The following is a 26,362-nucleotide window of genomic DNA, read 5'->3' as shown; positions in this document are numbered from 1 at the left end:
CAATGAGCGAGGAGTCCGAATCAGCCATGGCGAGTAAAGGCCCCAAGCCGACGACCGCAGCCAAGCCCAAGGCGGCGCGCCCCGCGCGCAAGCCAAGGACGACGGCCAAGGCGGCGACCACGCCCGTTGCCCCTCCGCGCGAGACGGCCCCCGCTTCGATCAAGCCGACAGAAGCCGCCGCGCCCGCAGCACCGAAACCGATCGAGACCGTGACCGAAACACCTGCCGCCGCGATTGCCGAGCCGGCGCCAAGCACAAGCGAGGACATCACAATGGAAGACACCGTGAAGAAAACCGCCGCCAAGGCCGAGACCCTGTTCGCCGAGTTCAATGATCGCGCCAAGGCCGCGTTCGAAAAGGGCACCAAGGCGTTCGACGAGATTAACGACTTCGCCAAGGGCAATGTCGAGGCGGTCGTCGAATCGTCGAAGATCGCCGCCAAGGGCTTTGAAGGCCTGGGCCAGGAAGCCGCCGAATACGGCCGCAAGTCGTTCGAAAGCGCGACCGCTGCGATGAAGTCGTTCGCCAGCGCCAAGTCGCCGACCGATTTCTTCAAGCTGCAGAGCGATTACCTGCGCTCGACGTTCGATTCGATGGTCGCTGAGACCTCGAAGAACACCGAAGCGATGATCAAGCTGGCCGGCGACGTTGCCCAGCCGCTGTCGAACCGCGCCGCGGTCGCTGCCGAGAAGATCAAGATCGCCGCGTAACTGGCGATCTGGCGACGCGTATCGTCGCAACAGGGCGGCCGTTCCTCCGGGGGCGGCCGCTCTTTTTTGGTGCTGGCCTCCCCTCGTCGGTCATGCTGACGTGGTTCAGCATCCATGGTGCGCGGCGTGTCGCGTGCATGACGAAGGGTGGCCCATGGCCCCGCGAAACGCGTTTGGGGCGACAACCGGGCATACCGCTGCTCCAAAAAGAGGGTTTACGGCGTCGCACACCTCTTGCCCCTGGCGGCATCGATGCCATATTTTCGGCTCACCATGGCGATTGATCCTTTCCCCCTCCAGGCGGCCGGCCCGGACGCCGGCGACGATGATGTCGACGATGCCGGCACGACCGGCACCGGACTCGCCACCAAGACGCTGACGCGGACCAAGAAGCCGACGCCGTATCGCGTGCTGATGCTCAACGACGATTACACGCCGATGGAATTCGTCGTCCTGTGCCTGCAGCGCTTCTTCCGCATGAGCCTCGAGGACGCGACCCGGGTCATGCTCCACGTCCACCAGAAGGGCGTCGGGGTGTGCGGCGTGTTCAGTTACGAAGTGGCCGAAACCAAGGTCAGTCAGGTCACCGATTTCGCGCGGCAGAACCAGCATCCCCTGCAATGCACGCTGGAAAAGGCGTAAGGTTATCGCGGCTCCGGCAACCAGCTGAGATCGAGATTGGCGTAACGGTTGACGAAATTGGCGGTCCGCGCCAGCGCACGCTCGTCGAGGATCGTCACCCGGCCGTTTTCGCGAGCGATCAGATGCTCGTTCTCCAATTGCCGGAACATGCGGTTGACATGGACCGAGGTGAGCCCGGTGGCGTCGCCGATTTCCTCCTGCGTCAGGCCGAGCAGGAAACTGTCGCCGATCTCGCGGTCGACGATCCGCCGGCGGCCGCGAATCTCGAGCAGGATCGCGGCGACCCGCGCCTTGGCCGAACTACGGCCCAGCCCGGCGAGGCGATCGGTTAGCGCCATCCGCTCGATCTGGTTGTAGACCACCATCAGCGCGGCCAGCCGCGGATGCTCGACCACGATCCGCGACAGCGCCGGCTTCTCGAACGGCGCGACGGTGCAATCGGTAAGCGCGATGACGTTTTCCGGCGCGTCGCGATAGACCAGCCCGGTGATCGCGACCATGTCTCCCGGGAACAGGAAGCGCAGGATCTGCCGGCTGCCGTTGTCGAGCAGCACATAGCTCATCATGCTCCCTGCGCGCAGGATGAACATCTCGGGCGCCGGGTCGTTCTCGCGCACCAGCACCGCGCCGCGCTTCAGATGGCGCTCGCGTTCCTCCAGCCGTGCGAGCGCGGCCTGCTCGGCCGGGCTCAACGGGATCAGATCGCCGAGTCGATCGGCGAAACAACTTGCCGGCACGCGGAACACCCCCTTTGACGTTGACGTCAAAGCAGGGCGCGGGACGGTGCGCATTAAAATCGATCAATAGAACGAGGGCATTGTGCGCAAACTTGCACGGCGTCGGCGAGCGGTTAGAAGCGGACGGCATGGACCGTATCCTCATCCGCGGCGGCAATCGCCTTGCCGGCCGCCTGCCCATTTCCGGCGCCAAGAACGCTGCCCTGACGCTGATGCCGTGCGCGCTGTTGACCGACGAGCCGCTCACCCTGCGTAACCTGCCGCGTCTCGCCGATGTCGACAGTTTCGGGCATTTGCTCAATCAGCTCGGTGCCTCGACCCAGATCGAGGGCGCGCGGCCGGAGGATTTCGGCCGGGTGATGACGGTTCGCGCCGGCCGCCTGACGGCAACCGAGGCGCCCTATGACATCGTCCGCAAGATGCGCGCCTCGATCCTGGTGCTCGGCCCGCTGGTCGGGCGCGCCGGCGAGGCGACGGTGTCGCTGCCCGGCGGTTGCGCGATCGGCAACCGGCCGATCGACCTGCACCTCAAGGCGCTCGAGGAAATGGGCGCCGCGATCGAGCTCGCCGCGGGCTATGTGAAGGCGACCGCGCCGGGCGGCCGGCTGCCCGGCGGCCGCGTGTCGTTCCCGGTCGTCTCGGTCGGCGCGACCGAGAATGCGGTGATGGCGGCGGTGACGGCGAAGGGCGGCACCCGGATCGAAAATGCCGCGCGCGAGCCCGAGATCGTCGATCTGTGCAACTGCCTGGTCGCGATGGGCGCCTCGATCTCGGGAATCGGCACCGAGACGCTGGAGATCGAGGGGCGCGATCGGCTGCACGGCGCGACCTATCGCGTGATGCCCGATCGCATCGAAGCGGGCAGCTACGCCTGCGCCGCGGCGATCACCGGCGGGTCGCTCGATCTCGTCGGCGCCGATGCGGGCGACATGCGCGCGACGCTCGACGCGCTGATCGAAGCGGGCGTGACGATCGAGGAACACAAGGACGGCGTGCGCGTCGAGGCGTCGAACGGGCTTGCGCCGCTCACTCTCTCGACCGCGCCCTATCCCGGCTTCGCCACCGACATGCAGGCGCAGTTCATGGCGATGCTGTGCAAGGCGAACGGCGCCAGCGTGCTGACCGAGACGATCTTCGAGAATCGCTACATGCACGTCCCCGAGCTGGCGCGGATGGGCGCCGACATCCAGGTGCGCGGCCGCACCGCGGTGGTGCGCGGCGTCGACAAGCTGGTCGGCGCGCCGGTGATGGCAACCGACCTGCGCGCCTCGATGAGCCTGATCCTCGCCGGGCTCGCCGCCGAAGGCGAAACGGTGGTGCAGCGCGTCTACCACCTCGATCGCGGCTACGAGCGGCTCGAGGAGAAGCTGTCCGCCGTCGGCGCCGATATCGAACGCGTCGGCGACGGCTGACGGGATGTCCGGGGATGGGGTGGGGAGCTGCCGCCGATATCCTCTCCCCTTGCGGGAGAGGATACGGAGCCTTGGCAGCTTGCTGCCTAGGCGCAGTTGGTGAGGGGGATGCGCGGCTGTGCCGCGCGCGAAGCGGCGCCTCGCATCCCCCTCACTAAGCTCTGCTAGGCGGCAGAGCCGCCAAGCGCCGCTATTCTCTCCCGCAAGGGGAGAGAAATTCATGTCTGCCATTGAGCGAAACCTGCCGACCGCGCCGCTGCACATTGCGCCTAGGAATGTTGGAAACCCGCTGCCATATCATCGGCATGCGCGGCATTTTGTCTCACGCTGGCCCTCTCCGTTTCGCGAAGAGTCATTTTAGGGTCTGCGCGAAACCGCGCGACACTCTCCACTTTCTCCACTTCACCTCGGCGCGGCGGCGATGACCCGGCTCGGCGACTGGCTCGATCCGCAGCCGCACGGCATCTACGTCGCGCCTGCCGACGCCTGGATCGATCCCTCGATCCCGTCGCCGCGCGCAATTGTCACCCACGGCCACGCCGATCACGCGCGCGGTGGCCATGATGCCGTTTGGGCGACGCCCGAGACGCTGGCGATCATGGAGGCGCGCTATGGGCCGCAGGCGGGCCTCCCGGTCGCCTATGGCGAGCCGCTGACGCTCGGCGAGGTCGAATTGCGCTTCGTGCCGGCCGGTCATGTGCTTGGCTCGGCGCAGATCGCGATGGATTATCGTGGCGAACGCATCGTCGTCTCGGGCGATTACAAGCGCCGACCCGATCCCACCTGCGCGCGGTTCGAGCCGGTGCCGTGCGACGTGTTCGTCACCGAGGCGACGTTCGGCCTGCCGGTGTTCCGCCATCCCGACACGCACGAGGAAATCGACAAGCTGCTCGCCGCGCTCCATGCCAATCCCGATCGCTGCGTGCTGGTCGGTGCCTATGCGCTGGGCAAGGCGCAGCGCGTGATCCGCGAACTGCGCGACATGGGGCATGACGATCCGATCTACATTCACGGCGCGCTGCAGCGGCTGTGCGATCTCTATGTCGAGCATGGCGTCGATCTGGGCGCTCTTCTTCCGGCAACCGGCGCTGCCAAGGCCGATCTCGCCGGGCGCATCGTGCTCGCCCCGCCGGGCGCGCTCAACGATCGCTGGTCGCGGCGGCTGCCCGATCCGATCACCGCAATGGCATCGGGCTGGATGCGGATTCGCCAGCGTGCCCGACAGCGCAATGTCGAGCTGCCGCTGATCCTCTCCGATCATGCCGATTGGGACGAACTGACCGACACGATCCGAGAGCTTGCCCCGCGCGAAGTCTGGGTGACACACGGCCGCGAGGACGCGCTGGTCCATTGGTGCACGACGCACCAGATCAAGGCGCGCGCGCTGGCGCTGGTCGGTTTCGAGGACGAGGACGATTGACCGGCCATACCCCCTTTGCCCCTTTGCGCGCCGGGGCCGCTTCGCCCTAGCAATCGGGCCTATGGCGGGTCTCGAGTCCTTCCGTCCGGGCGATGTGATCGATCGCGGCATGGATTTCGCGGTCGGCGCGGTTGCGCTCGTCCTCGCGACGCCGATCATGCTCGCCGTCGCGCTCGCCGTCCGGGTCGCGCTAGGGTCTCCGGTAATGTTTTCGCAGCGTCGCGCCGGCCTTCGCGGGCGCAGCTTCACGATCCGCAAGTTCCGCACGATGGCCGATCGCCGCGATGCCGCCGGTCGCCTGCTCCCCGACAGCGAGCGCACGCCGGCGTTCGGCCGCTGGCTGCGCCGCAGCCGGCTCGATGAGCTGCCGCAACTCATCAGCCTCGTTACCGGCGACATGAGCCTGATCGGCCCGCGCCCGCTGCTGCCGGAGACGATCGCCGCGTTCGGCGATGCCGGTGTCATCCGCGGCATGGTGCGCCCCGGCCTCACCGGCTGGGCGCAGGCGCATGGCAACAGCGTGCTCAGCGATCAGGACAAGCTCGCGCTCGATATCTGGTATCTCGGCAATCGTACCCGTCGCCGCGATCTGCTGATCCTGCTGCTCACTGCGCGGATGATCCTGTCCGGCGAGCGGATCGACGGCCGCCGCCTCGCCGAGGCGCGCCGCGCCGCGCGCGGCTGATCGCCTGCGCGACATCCGAAGTAATCCGTATGCCCGGCCCGTCGCTGCGCGACATTTGGTAGCCTCACGCGTCTTCAGGGAGGCACGGATGCTGTCATCGTCATTGCTGCAGCGCGGCCGGAGGTTCGCGATCGATCACCGCCTGATGCGGGTCAAATGGCTGCGCCACCTGGCGCTCGCCGCGCTCGCGCGGTCCGGCCAGCGCGACATCACCATCGAGCACCATTGGGTGTCGGGGCGGCGGCTGCGCCTCCATCGCTTCCGCCACAAGGGCTATTGGTTCTACGGCCGCCGCCGCGAGCAGAACGTGATGAAGAATTTCGCGCGGCTGATTCGTCCCGGCGATACGGTGTTCGAGCTCGGCAGCCACATCGGCTATATCGGCACCTGGTTCGCGCATCTCGCCGGCACGCAGGGCCGCGTCGTGCTGTTCGAGCCGAGCCCGGACAATCTCGCCTATCTCGAGCCCAATGTAGCCGGGCTCGCATCGGTCGAGCTGGTGCGCCGCGCGGTCAGTGATCGTGAGGGGACGGCGCCGTTCTTCGTCGAGGGGCTGAGCGGGCAGAATTCGACGCTGGTCGACGGTTACAGCGTGTTCGCCGCCAATCGCGAAGCGGCGTTCAGCGACGAGCATTACCGGCAGATCGAGGTCGAGACGGTGACGATCGATGGCTTCATCGCGGCGCGTGGGCTGGTGCCCGATTTCATCAAGATCGATATCGAAGGCGGTGAGCTCGCCGCGTTGCGCGGCATGAGCGAGTGTCTCGCCCGCCATCGGCCGCTGCTGATGGTCGAGGTCACCAACCGCGTCGACGACGTGATGCGCCTGATGGCCGCGGCCGGCTATCGCGCCCACGACTGCCGGCTGCGGGCGATCGCTGCGGATGACGCCGATCCTGGTCCCAACCGCTTCTTCGTGCCGGCCGAAATCAAGCTGGTGGGCCGTCTCGATCAGCAATTTAGGGCTACCCAACCTGCCCGCAAGACGCCTCCCGGTGCCGGCACCTATGCTGCGGACGACACGTCAACACGGAGGGCGGGATGGCAAGCCAGGCAGTAACCAGTAACGATGGCGCGGCGATGTCGCGCGCGACGATCGAGAGCGAGTTGAAGCGGCTGGCGCCGTTCCATCATGCGATCGATCTGCCCCACGGGCTCAGTACGCATCTGCCCGAATTTTCCCGGCAGGAGCGCGAGAAGACGCGGCTCAAGACGCTGATCGATCATGCCTGGCCGTCTATACTGGAAGCGTGCGGTGGCTCGCTCAAGGGCAAGCGCGTGCTCGATATCGCGTGCAATTGCGGCGGCTTCGCGGTCACGGCGGCCCAGGCCGGTGCCGATTACGTGCTCGGCATCGATATCGAGGACCATTATCTCGAACAGGCCAATTTCATCCGCGATGCACTGGCGCTCGACAATCTCGAATATCGCAAGGTCCATCTCGAGGACCTGACGCCCGAGCGCGTCGGCCGGTTCGATCTGATCCTGTGCTTCGGCATCCTCTATCACCTCGAAAACCCGGTGCTCAGCCTGAAGCGGATCGCCGGCGTCGCCGATGGCGTGCTGGTGGTCGATACCACGCTGATGCGGATCCCGGTGATCAACAATCTGCTGCGGCGCTGGCCGATGTGGCACATGAAGTGCGTGCCGGCGGTCGACGATACCGCGTGGAACATCACCACCTCGCGCTGGCGCAAGGCGGAGTTCCTGCAATTCTACCCGAACCCCGCCGCGGTGATCGAGCTGATGCGCTATGTCGGCTTCGATGGCGTCCGGCAGCTCCCGGCGACGATCAAGGGGCTCGAGCCGCGCTATTACGGCGGCACGCGGGCGACCTTCATCGGATCGATCGCCCGACCCGGCGCCTGATTCCCGGCTCCTGGTCTCGGTGTGCGGCGCCGTCCTCGAAAAGGGCGGCGCCGTTTCGTTTGGATGCGCGCGCTGCTCAGCTTTGACTGCTGGCGCGCCGATGCTCGATCGATGCGTGACGCGCGGCGCCCAGCCAGATCGCATCCATCGCCACCGCGATCACCAGCGCCAGCGCGATCTGGCCGATGTTGGCGCCGATCGGCCCGATCCGCGGCACCAGCCAGAAAGCGACCGCGAAGAAGGTCACCATGCCGACCGCGGCGATAATCAGCACCGCGGTCGGCTTGTTCATCGCCAGCAGCGCGGTTCGCGATGGCCCGGCGTGCATCGCCAGGATCACCGCGACAAGCTGAGTGACGAGCAGCGGATAAGCGTCGCCGTAGACGGTGCCGAACCCGATCCGCAGCAGCGCAGCGCCGAATAACCATACCACCACCAGCAACGCGATGCCGACCGCACCGAGCATTGCCTGGACGTGCAGCGTGGTGGACCGGAATCGCGCGATATTGCCCTTGGCCCACATCCGCGCGATGTCTGGATAGATCACCGCCTGCACTTGCGCGCCGATCTGTTGGCCCGCCTTGGCGATCCGCTTGGCGATGTAATAGAATCCCGCCGCCTTTGGCCCGGCCAGCGCGCCGACCACCAGCGCGTCGGCTTCGCTGGTCATCGTTCGCAGCGTCATCGAGATGTTGCTGGTCCAGGCGAAGCTCAGGAAGCCGGGAAAACCGCCCTTGAGCGAACCGATCGGCACGGTCAGCGGATTGCCGATCCCCTGCTTTGAAAGCGCGCGGACGGCGAGTGAAAAGAACAGCACCGCGCCGATCATCTGCGCCACCGTCCAGGTGATCATGAAGCCGTAGAGCCCGGCGCCGCTGTGCCAGCACCACAAGGCGAGGAACACCTGGATCACGTTGCCGACATATTGGGTATAGGCGATCGTCGCGAACTTGCCGGCCAGCCGCAGAGCGGCGGTCGGCATGCCGGTATAATTGATCAGCAGCGCGGCCGAATAGATCACCGCGAGATCGACATGCCGCGCGGAAAAGCCGAACAGCGGCCCGGCGAAGGTTGCGAGGGCGATGGTGATCATCGCTGCGGCAAATGCGGCCAAGGCATCGAACATCAGACCATAAGCGAACAGCCGCCGGAATGCGCCCGGGTCTGCCTTACCTTCCATTTCCGCGGCGAAGCGGATCAGCGGCTGCCACGATTCGAACCGGCAGACGCGTTCGATCGTGCGGCCGAACGACAAGGCGAGGATCAGGATGCCGTAATCATGCGGGCCGAGCGCCCGGGCGGCGATCGCGGTGCTGATCAGCATGATCCCGGCATTGGCGAAATTGCCGGTGGTGAGATGGCCGATGTTGATCAACTGCTTTCGCAGCCCGGTGCCGCGCAGGCGCGCGATCAGCGATCGCAGCGGGCGCGTCGGCAGCGGGGCTGTCCAGCCGGCAAACATCGGTACGCGACGCCGGTCGTACGGATCAGGCGGCGGCGACCAGCGGCGCCGATCGCATGCCGGGGACAGGCTCGGCCTCGCCATAGCCATAGCCCTCGACGCCGCGATTGACCGCCCAGATCGCCGCCTGGGTGCGGTTCTGCACGCGCAGCTTGCGCAGGATCGCCTTGACGTGGACCTTGACGGTGGCCTCGCTGATCTCGAGCCGGCGGGAGATCACCTTGTTCGGGCATCCCATGATCAGGCAGCGCAGGATTTCCAATTCGCGATCGGAAAGCGCGGCGCTGTCCAGCGTCTTGCGCGTATCCGGGGCCTCGAAGAACGTGGCGTGCGCGGGTAATGCGTCGGCCAGCTTGGACGGCATCACCTTCTCGCCCATCGCGACGAGCTGCAGCGAGCCGACCAATTGGCGGCAGCTGATTTCCTTGACGATATAGCCGTGAATACCGAGTCGGAAGGCGCGGACCATCGCGTCGAAATCGAAACTGTCGGAAAGCAGCACCATCCGCGCGTCGGGAAAGCGTCGCTGCAGCAAGCGGACGTTGTCGAGATCATCCTGATCGGCGCCGCTGTCGACCACGATCAGCAACGGCGGCGCATCGGCAGGCGACGCATCAAGGCTATCGGGCTGATCGACCGATTGGACGATATGGAAATTTTCCTCCGTCAGGATGCGACGGAGACCTTCCCGAACGATCGAGTTGCGACCCAGCAAAGCTACGTTGACGGTATCCGGCATAGGTAATCTCCCTGAGACACGTACCGCGACCCGATAGTTTTGACCTTGCTGGTCTGTATTGTTTTTGTTCGATAATTTGGGCGATGGGGCAATTGAGGCGCCCCGACCGTTCCCCCAACTTATGAAGGCGATATTACTTCGGAAGGACAATCTTGTCGAATCTTGAAGGGATTAGTCCTTTTGGATGATCACTTGCATCCCGAAGTAAAGAGAATCGCCAGTATTTCTGCGCATTTTGGTGCGTTCGGACGCCGTGCTGAATCGGCACGTCGAACACGGCCAGACTATGAGTCCTAAGAATCATTAGCGCCCGGAATCCCGAATCAGGACTGAATTAACCATAGTCCTCAATGGAATTCGCACGAGTCGTTGCGCGGTCCGTCAGCCGGCCAGGAACAACGGCATCGGATAGGTCAGCATGGTGAAATGGTCCTCCATTTCGATCGGGCGCTGGAGCGGGCGGCCGAGCACCTGGGCGAGGAGCGCCTGCGCCATCTTGGCGCCGGCGCAATCGACCAACGGATAGGTGTCGGCAAGCATCGGCAGCATGCGATCGATCAGGATCGCGCCATCGGCTTGGCGTACCGCGTCGATTGCCAGTGGGCCGCGCGCCATCGGCAGCAGCTTGGCGAGCCGCCGGGCAAGGGCAGTCAATTGGCGATCGTTTACCGTCCTTGCGATATCGCTGTCGGCGCCAGCGATGATGTGGCAGGTCGCGACGCCGAGCAGCGTACCTTCGTCGTCGAACAGCAGTTGAAGGACGAATCGCTCGCCGCGCGGTATTTCCTGCAGCACGACCGCGCGATTGGGATCGAGTAGCAGCATTTCGGTCGGCGTGCGGATGATGCGGGCGGGCGTTACGTTGCCACCGCTCCTTATCGCGCGGGCGACCAGCGGCCAGCGCCAGCCATCGGGGTTTTCGGCGATTTCGGCGCGCCCGCCGATGCGTGGCACCGCGGCACCGGCGCCGAGTGCGATTTCCTGCCATTGCCAGAGATCGAGCAGCGGATCGACCAACGCCGCCGGCGCCAGTGCCAGCCGGGTGCCGAACGCGCCCAGCGCGTCGTGCATGGTGCTCAGCGGGCCGAGCTCGCGCACGCCGCACGGCACGACCAGACCGACGTGGTGATCGCGGCACAGTGCCTCGATTTCGTCGAGGTAGTCGTCGTCATCGGCCGAAGGGACTCGATGACCACCCTCCGCAAGCAGACAGGCCGGCGCCTGATCGGGGTGTTGATCGGCGGCAAGCACGCGCAACGCGATACCGAGCGTGGTTGCCGCCGTCCGGAAGCAGCGAATCAACGCGACGTTCGTGCCAGCGGAGGTGAAAAGCACCGTCATCCGTTGCGAATCGCGGCTGCCCCGGTCGTCGTCATTGACCGCCGCGCCGATCGAAGGCGCCGCGTCCGAGGGCATCACAGGATCGCCCGAACCGCGACGAAGGCTTCGGCGGCGCGCCGGTGGACGGTCGCCCCGCGCAACATCGCCAGAGCCCGAATCGCCTCGGGAGAGCGCTCGTCGGGAAAAGGTCGCACTTGCGAGGCGAAGCGCGCGAACGCCGCCAGCTTCGCGTCGAGATGTTCGCTGATGTCGATATGGACATTCGGCAGGAAGCCCGGCGTCACGCCTGGTGCCAGCCAGTTGGTTTCGGATAGCGTTTCGTACGCCAGAACCAGGCGCGGCGCGGCGGCGCTGCGCGGCCGTGCCCAGACCAGCGCGGCCTCGAAGGTGATCTGGTGATCGCGATGGATATCGCCGACGAACGGCACGAACAGCACCTCCGGCGCGATGCGATCGAGCCGCTCCCCCAGCGCGCGATTGATCTCGATCGCGGGCAAGTGGTCGAGCTCGGCCGCCGGAAGGTCGAGGAAATGTGTGTCCGCGACGCCGAGCTCCCGATGGGCGATGAGCGCTTCACGCCGCACCTGCTCGACCTGCGTCGTATCGAATTGCGGCGCTACGCCACGCGTCATGATGATGACGTCGACCCGGGCGCCGCTCGCGGCGAGCCGGGCGATCGTGCCGCCGCAGCCGAGCACCTCGTCATCGGGATGCGGCGCGACGATTGCCGCGCGGTCGACCGACGCGAGGTCGATCATGCCGGCTGCCCCAGCACGGCATGAAGCGGCGGCGCGCGTTCGCCGTGCCAATCATCGATGCGCAGTGCCGTTCCGTCGCCGCACATCACCGTGAAGCTCGCCGCGTCGCGCGCGATCACCTGGCCGGGCAGGGCTTGATGGCGAGGGCCGATCGGCGACGGCTCGGCCGCCCAGATGGTCAATCGCTCGCCGCGATGCTCGGTGAACGCGCCGGGATAGGGCCGGCCGACGGCGCGAATCAGCCGATCGAGGGCGGCGGCGTCGCCGCGCCAGTCGATGCGGCCGTCGGCGGCGATACGCTTGGCGGTCCAGGTGGCATAGCGCTCGTCCTGCGGGTCGCGCCGTGCCGTGCCGGCGGCAACCTGCGGCAGCGTGCGATCGAACATCGTTGCCAGCGCAGCCATGTGGCGTTGGTAGAGCGAGGCTGCGGTTTCGTCGGGCGCGACATGAAAGAATTGCTGATCGAGGATCGCGCCCGAATCGACGTCGTCGTCGATCCAGAACAACGAGCCCGCGGTGATTGGCTCCGCGGAAAGAATCGTCCACGGGATCGCGGCTCGCCCACGCATCCGCGGCAGCGGTGCCGGATGGTAGCCGATCACCCGGCCCGGCGCGATCGCCATCAGTTCCGGGCCGCAGAGCTGCGACCAGCCGATCACCAGCAGATAATCGGGATCGAGCGCCGTGATGCGGTCGATCGCGTCGGCCCGGTTGATCTGCTCGACGGTGATGACCGGTATGTCGAGCGCGCGCGCGCGCGCCGTCAGGTCGGCGAAATCCGAATGGCGATGGCTCAGCTCCGGCGGTAGCGTCACCAGCCCGGCGAGCGTCCAGTCTGTTGCCGCCGTGAGCGCCTCGATCGCGACCTGCGTACTGCCCACCGCACCGATCAACACCGCGCGCGCGGGATGAACACGACTCGGCTGGGGGGTGTCGGGGCGGGTCAGAGTATGCATCGCGGTCACCCCTCGGCAGCGAGGGCGGGCGCGGCCACCGGGATTTCGGCGCCGGGGCGCGGGGACGGGCGATCGAGGTGCATGATTGCCAGCAATTGCGCATTGACCTTGGCGACATCGTAATGGGTGACGGCGCGCTCGCGCGCGGCCCTGGCCATTGCCGCCAGCACGCCGCGATCGGCGATCGTCCGCAGCATCGTGGCGGCGAGCGCCGGCGCATCGCGCGGCGGCACCAGCCAGCCGTTGACGCCGGGAATCACCGGTTCGCGACAGCCGGGCAGATCGGTGGTGATGACCGGGCGGCCGCTTGCCAGCGCCTCGAGCAAGGTGCGGGGCAGGCCTTCGCGATAATAAGAGGGCAGGACGAAGACGTGCGCGGCGGCGAGATACGGGCGGACATCGCGCGTTTCGGGGATATGCTCGATAAGCCCGGCATCGACCCAGCGGGCGATCTCGGCGTCGCCGATCCCGGTCGGGTTGGCGGGCTCGGGGCGCCCGACGAGCTGGAATCGCGCGTCGGTGCGATGGTCGCGGACCAGCCGCGCCGCCTCGACGAACTCGCCGATCCCCTTGTCGCGCATCAGCCGGGCGATCATCAGGAAGGTCGGCCGGCCCTCGGGGAGCGGTCGCGCGGCGAAATGTTCGATATCGACCCCCGATCCCGGCACCTGCACCACGTAATGGCTCGTGCCGATGATGCCGTGGGCGATCATCTCGCGGCGGTCGTCGCCATTGAACACAAAGATCGTCGCGGCGCGCGCGACTGCGATGCGATAGGCGCGGCAGGTTGCCCAGCGCAGCAGACGGCGCCCGGCAGCGGCGTCGCTGAACACATAGCCGAGCCCACTCATCAAGACGTGGAAGCGCGATATCCGGGCGATCCGTGCCGCGATGCCGCCGAGCACGATCGGCTTTTGCGTATAGGCGATCACGACGTCAGGCCGTTCGCGCAGCATCAGGGCGACGTAACGCGCCAGGGTCATGAGATCGGCGAGGGGATTGGTGCCGGCCCGATCCATCGGCGTCAGCGCGAAGCCCACGCCCATTTGCGCGAGCCTCGCGCGCACCGCGGGGTCATCGTCGGGGGCGCAGGCGATCACATCGTGGCCGGCATCGCGCAGGTCGGTGAGCAGCCGGCCGCGGAAATTGACCAGCGACCAGGCGAGGCTGGAGAGCACCAGCACCTTCATCGTGCGCGCTCCGCGTCGCGGCGCGTGCGTTCGTTGCTCCAACCGGGGCCATTGCGCCGCGCCATTGCCATCCCGAGCCCTCCCTTGGTGTCGCGCGGACCGGGGGGCAGCCGCGCGACCGTTCAGCGATAGCCGCTCGATGCCCGCCGGGGCACTTGGCAATCGGGGCGATATACTTAGGGGTATCTGCAGGGCCGTCCGCCGTGGTCACCCGGCCGCGCCACGGGCTACATCGTCCGGTCGATATTCCTCCCATATGGGGGATGCGCGCGATTCCGGATAGTCGCCGTCTGGGCGTCTCCGCCGCTCCCACCGATATGATAGCGACCATTACCAGGCCATCGCCGTCGAGGGGGATTCTGCTCGCCGTCGCGCATGGTGGAAGCGCGTCCGCATGCGATCGTGGCGCGCCGGTGGGAGTGACCGATGGCGACGACCCAACCCGAAACCACGGAAGCGTTGCCGGCCGGCGCCGGCGCTGCCCGGTGGTTCGGCGGACGGGATCGCTTGAACGCCCTCCGGTTGCGGCCATTGGTGCGCCTCGTTGCCGTAGGTTTGCTCGATGCCTTGGCGATCGTCGCGTCGATCAAGATCGCGGCAGCGCAAACCGGCAGCGAGCTTGCCGCCGTGCTCGCCCGCAGCGGCACCTTTTCCACGCTGTTCGCCACGATCCCGGTCGGGCTGTTCATCGCCACCGGCCTTTACCGGCGGAGCTGGCGATTCATCTCTTATGCCGATGCGCTCTATCTCGTCACCACGGTAGCTGCGGGCCTCGGCGCCGCCTGGGTAGCGGCGCTTGTCACCTTGCCGGGGCTGCGCGATCAGGGCGCGACGTTGCTCCCCTTCGCCTTGGTCAGCGGCGCTCTCGCGCTGGTGGCGATGGCCGGGCTGCGCGGCGCACGGCGCGGCTTGCGCGTATGGCGCTCGAACCGGCGCGCTGCCGAGACCGCGCAACCACCGCGCATTCGCCGCGCCTTGCTGCTCGGCGATCCCGAATGGGCGTTGGCGATGATCGAGCTGATCCGCGCCGATCGCGGCGCCGGAATCGAGATCGTCGGCGTCCTGACTCCCGACGGCAGCGATCACCGCTTGCAGATCGCCGGCATCCCCGTACTCGGCTCGCCCGAGATGCTCGGCGGCATCGTCGCAATGCTCGATCGGCGCGGGCAGCGCCCGGCGTGTGTGTTGCTGCGCGACGACGGTGCGGATCTGCCACGCCGTGCTTTCCTGCGACTGGTTTCGCTGGCCGATCAGAACGATCTCGTCATCGCGCGCGCCGGGCGACCGGGGGGCGCGGTCGGCCATGGCGGCCGGTTCAACCTCGAATATCTGCCGCTTGCCGACCTGCTCGGCCGCCCCGAGATCAGCCTGGCGCGCGAGGCGGTGAGCAAGCTCGTCGCCGGGCGCCGCGTGCTGGTGACGGGCGCGGGCGGCACGATCGGCGGCGAGCTGGTACGTCAGCTTGCCGCGTTCGGCCCGGCCGAAGTGACGCTGCTCGATCACGGCGAGTTCAATCTCTACGCGATCGACATGGAGGTGCGCGAGCGTTTTCCCAACGTCACGTTCCACGCCGCCTTGTGTTCGGTGCGCCAGCGCGATGCGGTGTTCGAGGTGTTCGCCGAGCGCCGGCCGGACGTCGTATTCCACGCCGCCGCGCTCAAGCACGTGCCGCTGGTCGAGGCCAATCCGTGCGCCGGCATCCACACCAATGTGATCGGCACGCGCAACATCGCCGATGCGGTGTGCACGTTCGGCGCGGCGGCGATGGTCCAGGTATCGACCGATAAAGCGGTCAACCCGGTGGGCATGATGGGCGTCACTAAACGGCTCGGCGAACTTTACTGCCAGGCGCTCGATCTCGTCGGTGGCGGCGAGCCGGACAGCCCGCGCTTCATGACCGTGCGGTTCGGCAATGTCCTCGGGTCGAGCGGCTCGCTGATCCCGCTGTTCCAGCGCCAGCTTGCCGAAGGACGGCCGCTGACCGTCACCCATCCCGACATCGAACGCTTCTTCATGACCGTGGAGGAAGCGGTGCAGCTCATCCTGACCAGCAGCGCGCACGCTTTCGAATGTGATCTCGAGCGCGGCACTGTGTTCGTGCTCGACATGGGTGAGCCGGTGAAAATCGTCGATATCGCCAAGCGCGTGATCCGCCTCGCCGGGCTCGAGCCGGGCGTCGACGTGCCGATCCGCTTCATCGGGCTGCGCCCCGGCGAGAAGCTGTTCGAGGAATTGTTCGACGCGTCCGAGGATCGACTCGAGTCACGGATACCCGGCATTTTCGAGGCGCGGCCGTGCCCGGTGCCGCTGCCCGAGCTGGTGCGCGGGATCAATGAGCTCGAACGCCTCGTCCATGCCGGCGACGCCGAGCGGCTGCGGGTGCGCGCACGCGAGATGGTGGAATGGTCGTCGAGCGCACCGTGGCGCGCCGCCTTCCACGCCATGCTCGAAGAGGCTGCGGCGGTGCCCGGCGATCAGACGATCACTCTGGTCGAATCGCCGCCGCCCGGGGTCACGCTGCAATGACCGCGCTGCGCCTTCGTGAGGCCGACGCCGAGGCGCTGCCCCGCTCGCGCTGGCCGCGGCACGAGGAGGACGAGATCGCGGCGGTCTCCGCCGTGCTGCGCTCGGGCCGGGTCAATTCGCTCGTCCATGGCGATCAGTGCCGCGCTTTCGAGGCCGAGTTCGCCGATTTCTGCCGGATGCCGCACGCGATCAGCCTGGCTAACGGCACGCTGGCGCTCGAACTGGCGTTACGCGCGCTCGGCATCGGGCCGGGAGACGAGGTGATCGTGCCAGCGCGCAGCTTCTTCGCCACCGCAGCCTGCGTGATTGCGGTCGGCGCGACGCCAGTGTTCGCCGATATCGATCCGATCAGCCAGGGCATCGATCCCGACAGCGTCGAGCGCGTTGCCGGGCCCGCGACGCGCGCGGTGATCGCGGTGCATCTCGCCGGCTGGCCGTGCGACATGGATGCGCTTTGCGCCGTATGCGACGCGCACGGGCTGTTGCTGATCGAGGATTGCGCGCAGGCGCATGGCGCCGAATATCGCGGCCGCCGGGTCGGCAGCTTCGGCGCGGCCGCGGCATTTTCGTTCTGCACCGACAAGATCATCTCGACCGGCGGCGAGGGCGGGATGGTGCTGCTCGCCGAGCGCGACGCCTGGGCGCGCGCCTGGGCGTACAAGGATCACGGCAAGAATCCCGCCAAGGTGTTCAATCCCGTCCCCGGCAAGGGCTTCCGCTACATCCACGATAGCTTCGGCAGCAATTTCCGCATGACCGAGATGCAGGCGGCGATCGGCCGCGCGCAGCTCGACAAGCTGCCCGAATGGCTGGCGCGACGCCGCGCCAACGCCGCCGTGCTCGCCGAGGGGCTGGCCGATGACCCGTTGGTGCGATTGCCGCAGGTGCCCGATCACATCGCCCATGCCTTCTACCGGTTCACGATGCTGATCGAGCCGGCGCGGCTCGCGCGCGGCTGCGAGCCGAGCGACCTGCTCGCCTGGCTCAACGCCGCCGGCGTGCCGGCGGCAAGCGGCTCGTGCCCCGATATGTCGAAGGAATATGCTTTCCATCAATGCCCGCCGCGCCGCGACGGCACGCTGGCCAATGCCGCGGATATCGGCCGCCGCTCCCTGGTTTTGCCCGTCGATCACACGTTCGAGCCAGCAGATATGCGCCGCGTCGCCGCAGCGATCCGTGCGATCCTGGACGAGCATGGCGCCGGCTTGTGGATGGGGCGATGAGCGAGGCGCGGCTTCCCGATTTCATCGTGTTCGGCGCGGTCAAGGCCGCGACGACATGGATCCAGGCGCAGCTCGAGGCCAATCCGGACGTATTCATGCCCGCTCCCGAGCCGCATTTCTTCAGCCGCGACTATGACGCCGGCATGGCGGCCTATGCGCGCTGGTTCGCCGATGCGCGCGGCGATCAGCGGGTCGGCGAGAAATCGGCCGATTACCTCGCTCATCCCCGCGCGCCGGGGCGGATCGCGGCGTGGCTGCCCGACGTGCGGCTGGTGGCGCAGCTCCGCAATCCGATCGATCGGGCCTATTCGGATTACAAGATGCTCTATCGCCGCGGCACCGTGCGCGGCGCGCCCGAGGATTACCTTTCCAGCCTCGACAATCCGCAGCCGCGCTTTCTGCAAGACGGGCTCTACGCCCGTCATCTCGCACACTGGTTCGACCAGTTCGATGGTGATCGCATCCTGCTGATCCTGCACGAGGACGTGCGGCGCGATCCGCGCGGCACGGTCGATCGCGTCAGCACGCATATCGGCGTTGCCCCACGCTTCAGTGAACAGGCCGCCGCGCGCCGCGTCAACGATGGCGCCGCCCGTTTGCTGCCGTTGCCGCTGCGCACCATGCTCGCGCCGCTGAAGCGCAGCGTTGCGCCGTTGCGCGGCACCGCCTGGTTCGAAGGCGTCCGTGGCACGATCGCGCGCGACGTGGCGTATCCGCCGCTCAGCGATGCGCTTCGGGCGCGGCTCGCCGATTTCTATGCCGATGACGTGGAACGTCTGTCGCGGATGATCGGCCGGCCGCTCGATCATTGGCTGACCCCGCGACGTGCCGCGGCATGAGCACCGGTCGCGACCGGATCGATCTGCTGCTCGCGCAGGAGCCGGCGGGTTCGCGCAACATCGGTCCCTATCTTCATCGCGGCATCACCCGGCGCTCGGGGCCGATGGTCGCGGTGCGCGCGCTGCTACTGATGGCCGCGTTCTTTTCCGCTTATCAGTTGATCCGGGTGAGTGCGCAGAACATCACGGTGTCGGATGTCGCCCTGCTCGGCGCGTTTGCCCTGCTGGCAACGCGGGGCGGTGTCACCGGCACGCCGTTCGGGCTGTTCACCCCGATGTGGTTCGCGGCCGTCGGGCTGATGCTCGGCGGGCTGTTCTTCAGCAGCCTGATCAACGGCGATCTGTTCCGATGGATGATCATCGCCGTGCAATATATGGTGGCGTATCTGCTGGTGCCGATGGTGGTGATGTCGCAGCCGCAAGGCTTCATCCGCCGGATGATCGTCGCCTTCGTGATCGGCGTCGCGGTGCTCGAAGGCAGCGGCATCCTTGCCTCGTTCGCGATGTCGAGCAACGATGCGACAAAATTGTTCGGTACCGGGTTCCTCGCCGGCAACGGCCGGATGGGCAGCTTCGTTGGCGAGGCGAACTGGAACGGCGCGATGATCGCTTTCGCCGTTGCGCTGCTGCTCTATGCCATCCACGAGCGGCTGGTGCCCCTGGTCGCCGGCGTGGCGCTCGGCATCGTGTTGCTGTGGGGCCTGTTGATGAGCGCCTCGTTCACCGGCTTCACCGCGACCAGCATCGCCGTACTGGTGACGCTCGGCGTTGCCGGGCGGCGCTACCTGTTGCGCATCGCGCTGCCGGCGGCGATGCTGATGGCAGGGTTCGCTTATAGCGGGCTGCCGTTGCCGGCGATCTTCGAACAACGTGTCGGCGATGCGCTGCTGTCCGGCGATATTCAGGAAGCAGGCACCTATACCGGCCGCGTCGGGCTGATCGGCGAGGCATGGGGCATGGTCGAGAACACCAGCCTGCTCGGTGTCGGCGCCGACGAATTCCGGAGCTATAGCAGCGATCACCAGCCGGTCCACGATCTCTATCTGCTGATGTGGGTGGAGGGCGGCATCGTCGCGGTGGCCGGGCTGATCGCGATGCTGGCGATGCTCGTGCTGCTGGCGGTCGCGCGCATGAGCAGACGGCCGGAAACCGCACTGGCGCTGTCTGCCGTGGCGGTTTTCACCGTATATACCGCGGCCAGCCCGCACATGTTCGCCCGGCTTTGGGTGCTGCCGGTGATGCTTGCGCTCGGCCCCCTTTATGGGCGCGACGATGCCTATCCGGCCGGGTATCATGCCCCCTCCTTTTGGGTTGCGGTCTAGGCCTTAATCGTCACCGCGGGCCATCGACCGATCGGCTAGTGTCGGCAGCATCCGTCAGCGAGTCTGGGGAGGCGCAAGTCATGGGGTTCAATCGTCATTTTGCCGGCCTTGCGGCGCTTTTGCTGCTGCCGCTTGCGGGATGCGGCGGCGGTAGCGCGTCGTTGCCGCCGCTGCAGCAGGCATCGGCCACAGATAGCGAATACCGCCTGGGCAGCGGCGACGAGATCCGCGTATTCGTCTACGGGCTCGATCCGCTCAATAACACCTTCATGATCACCGACCACGGCCAGCTCGCCTTGCCGCTGATCGATCCGATCGATGCCGCCGGGATGACGGTGCCGCAGCTCGAGCATGCGATCGCCGACAGCCTGATCGCCAAGCAGATCGTCAAGCAGCCCAATGTCAACGTCCAGCCGCTCAAGCTGCGGCCCTTCTACATCCTGGGCGAGGTGCACAATCCGGGCGAATATCCCTATCGCCACGGGCTCACCGTGCTGTCCGCAGTATCGATCGCCGGCGGCTACACCTTCCGCGCCGATCAGAAGCACATGGCGATCACCCGCACGGTGAACGGCCACCAGACCATCGGCCGCGCCGAGCCGGATACGCCGGTCGCCCCCGGTGACACGATCCGCGTCGACGAGAAATGGTTCTGACTCGCATCGCGTGGCGCGCCGGCCCTGCCGCCGGCGCGGCGCTGTGGCTCGCGCTCGGTGCGCCCGGCGCGGCGCAGCAGCTCGATTCGCCGGCGCCGGTGCTCGCTGACGATATTCCCGATTACCAGCCGACCGGGCTCGGCGCCGGCGCCTTCAAGCTCTATCCCAGCGCGACGGTGCGCATCGCCTATGACAGCAATATCTACGCCAAGGCGACCGATCCGATCGATGATGCGATCGTCACCTTCTCGCCCAAGGCGGTGGCCGATTACGATCATGGCAATCTGCATCTCACCGGCACCGCGGCGGCTGATATCCGCCGCTTCACCACGCATACCACCGAGGACAGCACCGCTGCTCTGGTCAACGGCCATGCCGTGCTGGCGTTCAACGCGACCGATCAGTTGATCGGCGATCTCGGTTGGCAGCGCGCGGTTGAGGATCGCGGTGACCCTGAAGCCCGTACCGACGATACGGTCGGCCCGCGCCTCTCCAATGTGTGGAGCGGGGGCCTCGATTATCGTCATCAGGGTGGCCGGATCGGTTTTCAGGCGCATGGCGGTGTCGATCGCTTCAACTTCCTCGCCGCCAGCGACGCCGATCGGGACCTCACGCAATATGCCGTTTCGGGCCGGGTCTATTATCGCATCCACGGGCTGACCAACGTCTTTGCCGAGGCCTTCGCCAACAGGCGCAATTATCGCCTCGCCACCGATTTCACAGGGATCGATCGCGACGCCAGCACGGTCGGCGGGCGCGCCGGCCTGTCGATCGATCCCGGCGGGCTGTGGAGCGGCGATGTCGGCGTCGGCCTGTTTCGTTTCAATCCGGACGACCCGACGCTCAAGGCGCGAACCGGCCTGTCGGTGCAAGGCTCGCTGATCTACACGCCGACGCCGCGATTGGCATTCACGCTGCAGGGCTTCCGCGGCGATGTCGCCACGGTGCGAAGCGGGGCTTCGACGCGGATCGATACCCGCATCCAGCTCGGGTTCCAGCAGGAAATCCGGCACAACCTGCGGTGGAGCGGCGCGGTCGTCTATCGCCGGTCGCAATTCGTCGGCGGCGGCACGCAGCGGACGCTGGGCGGTGAGACCGAGCTCGAATACCGCTTCAACCGCCGCTTCGCGATCGCCGCGACCGCGCGCTACGCGAACCGTGGCAGCAGCCGCGCGAGCGAACGCTTCGATCGCTTCCGCGGGGCCCTCGAGTTGAGGATGCGCTATTGATGATATGGTTCCACCGCCAACGCATCGCTGTCGCGGGCGTCGTACTTTTGGTCCTTTCGCCCGTCGCCGCTTGCGGCGCGAATGGGCAGGAACCACCGCCGCCGCAGCCGGTCGCGGGGCCGCTCGCCTTTCCCGGCGCGGTCGGCTGGGGTGCCGGCGCGAAGGGCGGGCGGGGCGGCAAGGTGATCCAGATCACGACGCTGGCCGATTCGGGCAAGGGCTCGTTCCGAGCCTGTGTCGAGGCGGCGGGGCCACGCGTCTGCGTGTTCCGGGTCGGTGGGCTGATCCGGTTCACCGGGAGGCCGCCGGTCATCAAGAACCCCTATCTCACCATCGCCGGGCAGACCGCGCCGGGCGGCGGTATCACGCTCGCCCATTCGGGTGGGCCTGATGGGCGCACGCCGCTGGTCATCAAGAACACCCATGATGTCGTCGTCCGCGATATCCGCGTGCGGCTCGATCGGATCGGCGGCGAGCGCGAATCGGAAGATGCCTTCACTATCGAACATGCCGATAACGTGATCCTCGACCACGTCAGCGGCAGCTGGGCGCGGGACGAGAACGTCAATCCCTACGGACAGAACGATCGCATCACGATCAGCTGGTCGATCTTCGCCGAGGGCATTCCCAAGCACGACAAATGCGCACTGCTCGGCAGCGATCCGCAAGGACCGCAGCATCTGAGCTTCATCGGCAACCTCTGCGCGCACAACGGCGATCGCAATCCGGACGTCAATTTCATGCCCGGCTCATGCGTCGAGATCGTCAACAACGTCTTCTATGACGCCGAATCGCAATTCACCGAAATCTGGCAGAGCTATGGCGGCACGCCGGTCTCCGAGGTCGGCAACGTGATGCGCAAGGGGCCGAGCACCGCCGATCATGCCGTCGGGCTTGACGTGGTGCCGATCGCCGCCACCGGCAAGGCGCAGATCTATGCTTATGGCAACAAATACGAGGGCAAGTTCGTCCACGAATCGCCACTGCTGCCTGCGGTCGCCGTGTCGAAGCCGCCGTGCCCGCTGACGGTCGCGCCGCTTTCGGCCGACGCGGCCTATGCCAAGGTGCTGGCCGAAGCCGGCGCTTTCCCGCGCGACGATGTCGATACGCGTATCGTCCACGAAACCGAGACGAGGACCGGTCATATCGTCAAGCAGCCAGGCACCTTCGCGATCCCGGCTTCGGGTACCCCCTATCCTGACCAGGATGGAGACGGCATGGAGGACAATTGGGAACGGGCTCACGGCACCGATCCGACCCGCTTCGACGCCTGGGGCGATGCCGATCACGACGGGGTGGACAATCTCGACGCCTTTCTCGCCGATGCTCATGCGAAGCTGGTGGCGGCGCACGGCAATCCATGATGACGACCATCCGGTTTACCACCCATTTCCAATCGCGTGGCCGATGCGCTCGGGTTTATTCTCGGCCTACGGGTGAAGGTGCGCGACGCCTTCGCCCGACCAGTTGATGGGATGCCTCATGGAGCCGGATGGCCGCACCACGATCTGCTTTCCCTTCGTCGGCGATACCGTCGGCGGTAGTCATCTCTCGGTCCACGGGCTGATCGACCGGCTCGATCGGCGGCGGTTTCGGGTGATCATCGTGCCGCAGGTGCGCGGTGGCGCGATCGCCACCTTGTTCGCGGGCAACGAGCTCCACGCCGGGCCCGATCTCGGCGTTCGCTTTCCGCCCGGCGAGCCATTCGGCCCGGGCAAGGCCCTCAGGGCGCTGTCCGCATTGGTGCCGCAGGTCCGCTTCCTGCGCCGCGAGCGCGTCGATATCGTCCATACCAACGACGGCGGCACTCATGCCCGCTGGGCGCTGGCGGCGCGGCTCGCCGGCGCGCGCCTGGTCTGGCACCATCGCGGCGACCCAGGTGCGCTCGGCTTGCGGACGTTGGCGCCATTGCTCGCCGATCGCGTACTCGCCGTGTCGAGCTTCGCGCTGCCGCGGCGGCGTTGGTGGTCGGCGTCGGCGCGCGCGGAGGTGCTGCACAGCCCGTTCGATGCGACGATCGAGGTTGATCGCCGCGCTGCCCGCACTGCTCTGCTTCGCGAGGCGGCGCTGCCCGAAGACGCGGTGCTGCTCGGTTATTTCGGCAGTTTCATCAATCGCAAGCGGCCGATCGCCTTTGTCGAGGCGATCGCGCGGTTGCGGCGCATCGTGCCCGATCGCCCGGTGATCGGGCTGATGTTCGGAGAAGCCGACGATCCGCGGATGGCGCTCGCGCTCGAACGCCGCATCGTTGATCTCGATGTCACGCGCAACGTCCGCCTGATGGGCTATCGTACCCCCGGCGCGTTCTGGATCGGGGCGTGCGACCAACTTGTCGTGCCCGCGGTTGGCGAGCCGTTCGGGCGAACGCTGGTCGAAGCGATGCTGGTCGGCACGCCGGTGGTGGCGACGCGATCGGGCGGTAATGTCGAGGCGCTCCGCGAGGGGCGGCTCGGCCTGCTTGTCGCGCCCGACGATCCCGCGGCACTTGCCGAGGGGTGCACGCAATTGATTCATGAGCCGGCGGCAACCCGCGCGCGTGCCGCCTTTGCCCAGGGCGATGCTCGCCAGCGGTTCGGCGCCGAGCATCATTGCGCGCGGGTCAGCCAGATCTACACCGAGCTCGTCGGCCGCGCTGCGTGAGGCGCGACCTGCTTCTGCTGTCGGCCGGCCGCCGGGTCGAGCTGATCGAGGGCTTTCGCGCCGCTGCCCGTCAGCTGCTGCCCGCCGCGCGGGTGCTCGCCGCCGATATGCGGCCGGGACTGTCGGCCGCCTGCCAGGTCGCCGATGCCGCCTTCGCGCTGCCGGCCATTGGCGCCCCCGATTATGCCGAGGCGCTCGCCGAACTATGCGCGCGCGAAAAGATCGGGCTCGTCGTCCCGACGATCGATACCGAGCTCGCCCCGTTGGCGCGGCTGCGCGAAGCGTTCGCGTCGGAAGGGACTCATCTCGTCATCTCCGATCCCGCTTTGGTTTCCGCATGCCGCGACAAGACCACGGTAGGCGCGCTGTTCGATCGGCTCGGGCTGGCGAGCCCGGCGCTGATGCCGCACGACGCGATACATTTTCCCTGCTTCACCAAGCCGCGCGACGGATCGAGCAGCATCGGCGCGATGCGCCTCGACGCCCCGGAGATGCTGAGCGAGGCGATGCGCGCCGATCCCGATCGCGTGTTCATGGAGCTCGTCCCTTCTGATCATGTCGAAGTGACGATCGATCTCTATTACGGCCGGGATCATCGACTGAAGGCGGCCGTGCCGCGCCAGCGCATCGAGACCCGCGGCGGCGAGGTGAGCAAGGGCGTCACCCGGCGCGACTGGCTGCATGATCTGCTGCGCGATCGTCTGGCGGCGATCGCGGGCGCGCGCGGCTGCCTGACGCTGCAACTCTTCGCGCCGCCCGCAGGCGATCGCGTGCTGGCGATCGAGATCAACCCGCGCTTCGGCGGCGGCTTTCCGCTCGCGCTCGCGGCGGGCGCCGATTTCCCGGCATGGCTGATCCGCGAATACCTTCTCGGCGAGACGATTTCCTGGTTCGATGACTGGGAGGACCGGCTCGTCATGCTGCGTTACGATGCCAAGGTGCTCGTCCATGGCGGCTGAGCGTCGGCCGCGAACGATCGTGTTCGACCTTGACGACACGCTGTACGCCGAGGCGGATTACGTCCGCTCGGGGCTGGCGGCGGTGACCGCGCTCGTCGGGCGTCTGACCGGCGCGGCGGTCGATCCCGTCGAGCTGCCCGAGACGGACCCGCTCGGTGCGATCCGCCGCGCGGCGCGGTTGCCCGAGGCGGCGTTCGAGGCGTTGCTATGGACCTATCGCCTGCATCGTCCGGCGATCACGCTGCGCCCCGGCGTCGCGGCGGCGATCGCGCAATGCCGGCGGCGCGGCGAGGCGATTGCCGTGCTCACTGATGGTCGCGCGATCTCGCAACGGCTCAAGGTCGCGGCGCTCGGTCTCGAATTGGATGGTCTGTTCATTTCCGAGGAACTGGGCGCGGCCAAGCCTTCGCAGGCCGGGTTCGTCGCGGTCGAGAATGCACTGCCGGCGGCGCGCTATGTCTATGTGGCAGACAATCCGGCCAAGGATTTCATCGCGCCCAATGCCCGCGGCTGGTACACGATCGGGCTAAGGCCGAGGCCGGATGCAATCCACAAATGGGATCTGGCCGCCTTGCCCGCGGCGACACGGCCACACGACTGGGCCGATGATTTCAGCGCGATCGCGGCATTGCTCGATCAATGCGCCGTGCGCTCGCGATCGAGCCGGTCGGCGACGCGACGCAGGATCGCGGGCAGCATCGTGCCCAGCCCGACCGACTTGTAGAGCATCACCGTCGCGCCCAGCATCGCTTGTCCCACTGCGGCTTCGTCGAGGCCGCTGCCCAGCAGGTCACCGTAGATCGCGGCGATACGCACGCTGGCGTCGAGCACCGCCGGATTGTCCAGCAGCGCGTCACCCGGGTCGCCGGGATCGCTGTGGCGATCGATGAAATCGTCATCGAGATGGCGGGCCGCTCGGTCCATCACCGTGCGCCCACGAAACAATCGATCGTCAAGTTCGTCATCGCCAACCCGGCCATCCTGTGTCAGCTCTTGCGGAGCCTGTGCTCCGGCGGTTCTGCGACTCGCCCGGCTGATCCATGTGAA

The 26,362-nt window shown here is 67.0% G+C and carries 25 protein-coding genes; 17 read left to right on the top strand and 8 right to left on the bottom strand.

What is annotated here, in order from left to right:
• Positions 1-26: 26 nt before the first annotated feature.
• Both K7G81_RS09695 and clpS read left to right on the top strand, forming a co-directional pair.
• On the top strand, positions 27-710 hold the full coding sequence (locus tag K7G81_RS09695; RefSeq protein WP_223030540.1) for a phasin family protein: 684 nt from the start codon (positions 27-29) through the stop codon (positions 708-710).
• 273 nt (positions 711-983) lie between these two features.
• Positions 984-1,352: an ATP-dependent Clp protease adapter ClpS gene (clpS, locus tag K7G81_RS09690; RefSeq protein WP_439649542.1), complete on the top strand. Its 369-nt coding sequence runs from the start codon at positions 984-986 to the stop codon at positions 1,350-1,352.
• Between the two features lie 2 nt (positions 1,353-1,354).
• On the opposite strand, the gene K7G81_RS09685 is transcribed toward clpS, so the two are convergent.
• The gene (locus K7G81_RS09685; RefSeq protein WP_369412074.1) at positions 1,355-2,089 is read right to left on the bottom strand and encodes a Crp/Fnr family transcriptional regulator; all 735 of its coding nucleotides are present in this window, start codon (positions 2,087-2,089) and stop codon (positions 1,355-1,357) included.
• Positions 2,090-2,217: 128 nt separating this feature from the next.
• On the opposite strand from K7G81_RS09685, the gene murA reads away from it, so the two are divergent.
• The 5 genes from murA to K7G81_RS09660 all read left to right on the top strand — a co-directional run bounded on the left by murA (position 2,218) and on the right by K7G81_RS09660 (position 7,475).
• Complete coding sequence (gene murA / locus K7G81_RS09680; protein ID WP_223030538.1) at positions 2,218-3,501, top strand: UDP-N-acetylglucosamine 1-carboxyvinyltransferase; 1,284 nt, start codon at positions 2,218-2,220, stop codon at positions 3,499-3,501.
• A gap of 421 nt (positions 3,502-3,922) precedes the next feature.
• Positions 3,923-4,921 (top strand): ligase-associated DNA damage response exonuclease, encoded by a 999-nt coding sequence (locus tag K7G81_RS09675; protein ID WP_223030537.1) that lies wholly within the window; start codon positions 3,923-3,925, stop codon positions 4,919-4,921.
• Between the two features lie 61 nt (positions 4,922-4,982).
• Positions 4,983-5,606 (top strand): sugar transferase, encoded by a 624-nt coding sequence (locus K7G81_RS09670; protein WP_255586824.1) that lies wholly within the window; start codon positions 4,983-4,985, stop codon positions 5,604-5,606.
• An 88-nt stretch (positions 5,607-5,694) separates the two neighbouring features.
• Positions 5,695-6,666 (top strand): FkbM family methyltransferase, encoded by a 972-nt coding sequence (locus K7G81_RS09665; RefSeq protein WP_223030536.1) that lies wholly within the window; start codon positions 5,695-5,697, stop codon positions 6,664-6,666.
• Complete coding sequence (locus K7G81_RS09660) at positions 6,648-7,475, top strand: class I SAM-dependent methyltransferase (protein ID WP_223030535.1); 828 nt, start codon at positions 6,648-6,650, stop codon at positions 7,473-7,475. The genes K7G81_RS09665 and K7G81_RS09660 overlap by 19 nt, the downstream gene beginning before the upstream one ends.
• 76 nt (positions 7,476-7,551) lie before the next feature.
• Here the strand turns inward: K7G81_RS09660 and K7G81_RS09655 are convergent, their stop codons facing one another.
• The 6 genes from K7G81_RS09655 to K7G81_RS09630 form a co-directional block, all read right to left on the bottom strand.
• Entirely contained in the window at positions 7,552-9,021 is a 1,470-nt protein-coding gene (locus K7G81_RS09655) for a lipopolysaccharide biosynthesis protein (RefSeq protein ID WP_223030534.1), read from the bottom strand.
• Complete coding sequence (locus K7G81_RS09650; RefSeq protein WP_223030533.1) at positions 8,963-9,676, bottom strand: LuxR C-terminal-related transcriptional regulator; 714 nt, start codon at positions 9,674-9,676, stop codon at positions 8,963-8,965. Before K7G81_RS09650 ends, K7G81_RS09655 begins: the two co-directional genes overlap by 59 nt.
• A 381-nt stretch (positions 9,677-10,057) precedes the next feature.
• Complete coding sequence (locus K7G81_RS09645) at positions 10,058-11,092, bottom strand: ATP-grasp domain-containing protein (RefSeq protein ID WP_223030532.1); 1,035 nt, start codon at positions 11,090-11,092, stop codon at positions 10,058-10,060.
• Positions 11,092-11,775, bottom strand: a complete 684-nt coding sequence (locus K7G81_RS09640; protein ID WP_223030531.1) for a PIG-L deacetylase family protein — start codon at positions 11,773-11,775, stop codon at positions 11,092-11,094. Before K7G81_RS09640 ends, K7G81_RS09645 begins: the two co-directional genes overlap by 1 nt.
• A complete protein-coding gene (locus K7G81_RS09635; protein ID WP_223030530.1) occupies positions 11,772-12,731 on the bottom strand; it encodes a methionyl-tRNA formyltransferase in 960 nt (319 codons plus the stop codon). Before K7G81_RS09635 ends, K7G81_RS09640 begins: the two co-directional genes overlap by 4 nt.
• Before the next feature lie 5 nt (positions 12,732-12,736).
• Positions 12,737-13,921: a glycosyltransferase family 4 protein gene (locus tag K7G81_RS09630; RefSeq protein WP_223030529.1), complete on the bottom strand. Its 1,185-nt coding sequence runs from the start codon at positions 13,919-13,921 to the stop codon at positions 12,737-12,739.
• Positions 13,922-14,347: 426 nt separating this feature from the next.
• Here K7G81_RS09630 and K7G81_RS09625 point away from each other — a divergent pair, with 426 nt between their 5' ends.
• The 10 genes from K7G81_RS09625 (at position 14,348) to K7G81_RS09580 (ending at position 26,039) form a co-directional block, all read left to right on the top strand.
• Entirely contained in the window at positions 14,348-16,447 is a 2,100-nt protein-coding gene (locus K7G81_RS09625) for a polysaccharide biosynthesis protein (protein ID WP_223030528.1), read from the top strand.
• Positions 16,444-17,670: a DegT/DnrJ/EryC1/StrS family aminotransferase gene (locus K7G81_RS09620; RefSeq protein WP_223030527.1), complete on the top strand. Its 1,227-nt coding sequence runs from the start codon at positions 16,444-16,446 to the stop codon at positions 17,668-17,670. Before K7G81_RS09625 ends, K7G81_RS09620 begins: the two co-directional genes overlap by 4 nt.
• Positions 17,667-18,509, top strand: a complete 843-nt coding sequence (locus K7G81_RS09615) for a sulfotransferase (RefSeq protein ID WP_223030526.1) — start codon at positions 17,667-17,669, stop codon at positions 18,507-18,509. Before K7G81_RS09620 ends, K7G81_RS09615 begins: the two co-directional genes overlap by 4 nt.
• Positions 18,506-19,831, top strand: a complete 1,326-nt coding sequence (locus tag K7G81_RS09610) for an O-antigen ligase family protein (RefSeq protein ID WP_223030525.1) — start codon at positions 18,506-18,508, stop codon at positions 19,829-19,831. The genes K7G81_RS09615 and K7G81_RS09610 overlap by 4 nt, the downstream gene beginning before the upstream one ends.
• Before the next feature lie 80 nt (positions 19,832-19,911).
• A complete protein-coding gene (locus K7G81_RS09605; RefSeq protein ID WP_223030524.1) occupies positions 19,912-20,487 on the top strand; it encodes a polysaccharide biosynthesis/export family protein in 576 nt (191 codons plus the stop codon).
• A complete protein-coding gene (locus K7G81_RS09600) occupies positions 20,478-21,716 on the top strand; it encodes an outer membrane beta-barrel protein (RefSeq protein ID WP_223030523.1) in 1,239 nt (412 codons plus the stop codon). The genes K7G81_RS09605 and K7G81_RS09600 overlap by 10 nt, the downstream gene beginning before the upstream one ends.
• Before the next feature lie 47 nt (positions 21,717-21,763).
• Positions 21,764-23,080, top strand: coding sequence for a pectate lyase (locus tag K7G81_RS09595; protein WP_255586823.1), 1,317 nt, complete (start codon positions 21,764-21,766; stop codon positions 23,078-23,080).
• A gap of 118 nt (positions 23,081-23,198) precedes the next feature.
• The gene (locus tag K7G81_RS09590; RefSeq protein WP_255586822.1) at positions 23,199-24,356 is read left to right on the top strand and encodes a glycosyltransferase family 4 protein; all 1,158 of its coding nucleotides are present in this window, start codon (positions 23,199-23,201) and stop codon (positions 24,354-24,356) included.
• The gene (locus K7G81_RS18015; RefSeq protein WP_223030521.1) at positions 24,353-25,315 is read left to right on the top strand and encodes an ATP-grasp domain-containing protein; all 963 of its coding nucleotides are present in this window, start codon (positions 24,353-24,355) and stop codon (positions 25,313-25,315) included. The genes K7G81_RS09590 and K7G81_RS18015 overlap by 4 nt, the downstream gene beginning before the upstream one ends.
• Positions 25,305-26,039, top strand: coding sequence for an HAD family hydrolase (locus tag K7G81_RS09580; RefSeq protein WP_223030520.1), 735 nt, complete (start codon positions 25,305-25,307; stop codon positions 26,037-26,039). The genes K7G81_RS18015 and K7G81_RS09580 overlap by 11 nt, the downstream gene beginning before the upstream one ends.
• Here K7G81_RS09580 and K7G81_RS09575 read toward each other — a convergent pair.
• On the bottom strand, positions 25,952-26,239 hold the full coding sequence (locus tag K7G81_RS09575; protein WP_223030519.1) for a hypothetical protein: 288 nt from the start codon (positions 26,237-26,239) through the stop codon (positions 25,952-25,954). The two genes, K7G81_RS09580 and K7G81_RS09575, sit on opposite strands and share 88 nt — an antisense overlap.
• Positions 26,240-26,362: the final 123 nt, after the last annotated feature.

The organism is Hephaestia mangrovi (assembly GCF_019880555.1).
GTDB classification, from domain to species: Bacteria; Pseudomonadota; Alphaproteobacteria; order Sphingomonadales; family Sphingomonadaceae; genus Sphingomonas; species Sphingomonas mangrovi.
This window is presented reverse-complemented; position numbering and strand designations above follow the sequence as displayed.

What these genes read in the sequence shown, in the direction of transcription:
- K7G81_RS09630 (WP_223030529.1), bottom strand. Translation starts at nt 13,921, where the DNA reads ATGAAGGTGCTGGTGCTCTCCAGCCTCGCCTGGTCGCTGGTCAATTTC.
- K7G81_RS09615 (WP_223030526.1), top strand. Translation starts at nt 17,667, where the DNA reads ATGAGCGAGGCGCGGCTTCCCGATTTCATCGTGTTCGGCGCGGTCAAG.
- K7G81_RS09580 (WP_223030520.1), top strand. Translation starts at nt 25,305, where the DNA reads ATGGCGGCTGAGCGTCGGCCGCGAACGATCGTGTTCGACCTTGACGAC.
- K7G81_RS09665 (WP_223030536.1), top strand. Translation starts at nt 5,695, where the DNA reads ATGCTGTCATCGTCATTGCTGCAGCGCGGCCGGAGGTTCGCGATCGAT.
- K7G81_RS09670 (WP_255586824.1), top strand. Translation starts at nt 4,983, where the DNA reads ATGGCGGGTCTCGAGTCCTTCCGTCCGGGCGATGTGATCGATCGCGGC.
- K7G81_RS09660 (WP_223030535.1), top strand. Translation starts at nt 6,648, where the DNA reads ATGGCAAGCCAGGCAGTAACCAGTAACGATGGCGCGGCGATGTCGCGC.
- K7G81_RS09610 (WP_223030525.1), top strand. Translation starts at nt 18,506, where the DNA reads ATGAGCACCGGTCGCGACCGGATCGATCTGCTGCTCGCGCAGGAGCCG.
- murA (WP_223030538.1), top strand. Translation starts at nt 2,218, where the DNA reads ATGGACCGTATCCTCATCCGCGGCGGCAATCGCCTTGCCGGCCGCCTG.
- K7G81_RS09605 (WP_223030524.1), top strand. Translation starts at nt 19,912, where the DNA reads ATGGGGTTCAATCGTCATTTTGCCGGCCTTGCGGCGCTTTTGCTGCTG.
- K7G81_RS09620 (WP_223030527.1), top strand. Translation starts at nt 16,444, where the DNA reads ATGACCGCGCTGCGCCTTCGTGAGGCCGACGCCGAGGCGCTGCCCCGC.
- K7G81_RS09650 (WP_223030533.1), bottom strand. Translation starts at nt 9,676, where the DNA reads ATGCCGGATACCGTCAACGTAGCTTTGCTGGGTCGCAACTCGATCGTT.
- K7G81_RS09625 (WP_223030528.1), top strand. Translation starts at nt 14,348, where the DNA reads ATGGCGACGACCCAACCCGAAACCACGGAAGCGTTGCCGGCCGGCGCC.
- K7G81_RS09640 (WP_223030531.1), bottom strand. Translation starts at nt 11,775, where the DNA reads ATGATCGACCTCGCGTCGGTCGACCGCGCGGCAATCGTCGCGCCGCAT.
- K7G81_RS09600 (WP_223030523.1), top strand. Translation starts at nt 20,478, where the DNA reads ATGGTTCTGACTCGCATCGCGTGGCGCGCCGGCCCTGCCGCCGGCGCG.
- K7G81_RS09575 (WP_223030519.1), bottom strand. Translation starts at nt 26,239, where the DNA reads ATGGACCGAGCGGCCCGCCATCTCGATGACGATTTCATCGATCGCCAC.
- K7G81_RS09655 (WP_223030534.1), bottom strand. Translation starts at nt 9,021, where the DNA reads ATGGCGAGGCCGAGCCTGTCCCCGGCATGCGATCGGCGCCGCTGGTCG.
- K7G81_RS09590 (WP_255586822.1), top strand. Translation starts at nt 23,199, where the DNA reads ATGGAGCCGGATGGCCGCACCACGATCTGCTTTCCCTTCGTCGGCGAT.
- K7G81_RS09635 (WP_223030530.1), bottom strand. Translation starts at nt 12,731, where the DNA reads ATGCATACTCTGACCCGCCCCGACACCCCCCAGCCGAGTCGTGTTCAT.
- K7G81_RS09695 (WP_223030540.1), top strand. Translation starts at nt 27, where the DNA reads ATGGCGAGTAAAGGCCCCAAGCCGACGACCGCAGCCAAGCCCAAGGCG.
- clpS (WP_439649542.1), top strand. Translation starts at nt 984, where the DNA reads ATGGCGATTGATCCTTTCCCCCTCCAGGCGGCCGGCCCGGACGCCGGC.
- K7G81_RS09645 (WP_223030532.1), bottom strand. Translation starts at nt 11,092, where the DNA reads ATGCCCTCGGACGCGGCGCCTTCGATCGGCGCGGCGGTCAATGACGAC.
- K7G81_RS09675 (WP_223030537.1), top strand. Translation starts at nt 3,923, where the DNA reads ATGACCCGGCTCGGCGACTGGCTCGATCCGCAGCCGCACGGCATCTAC.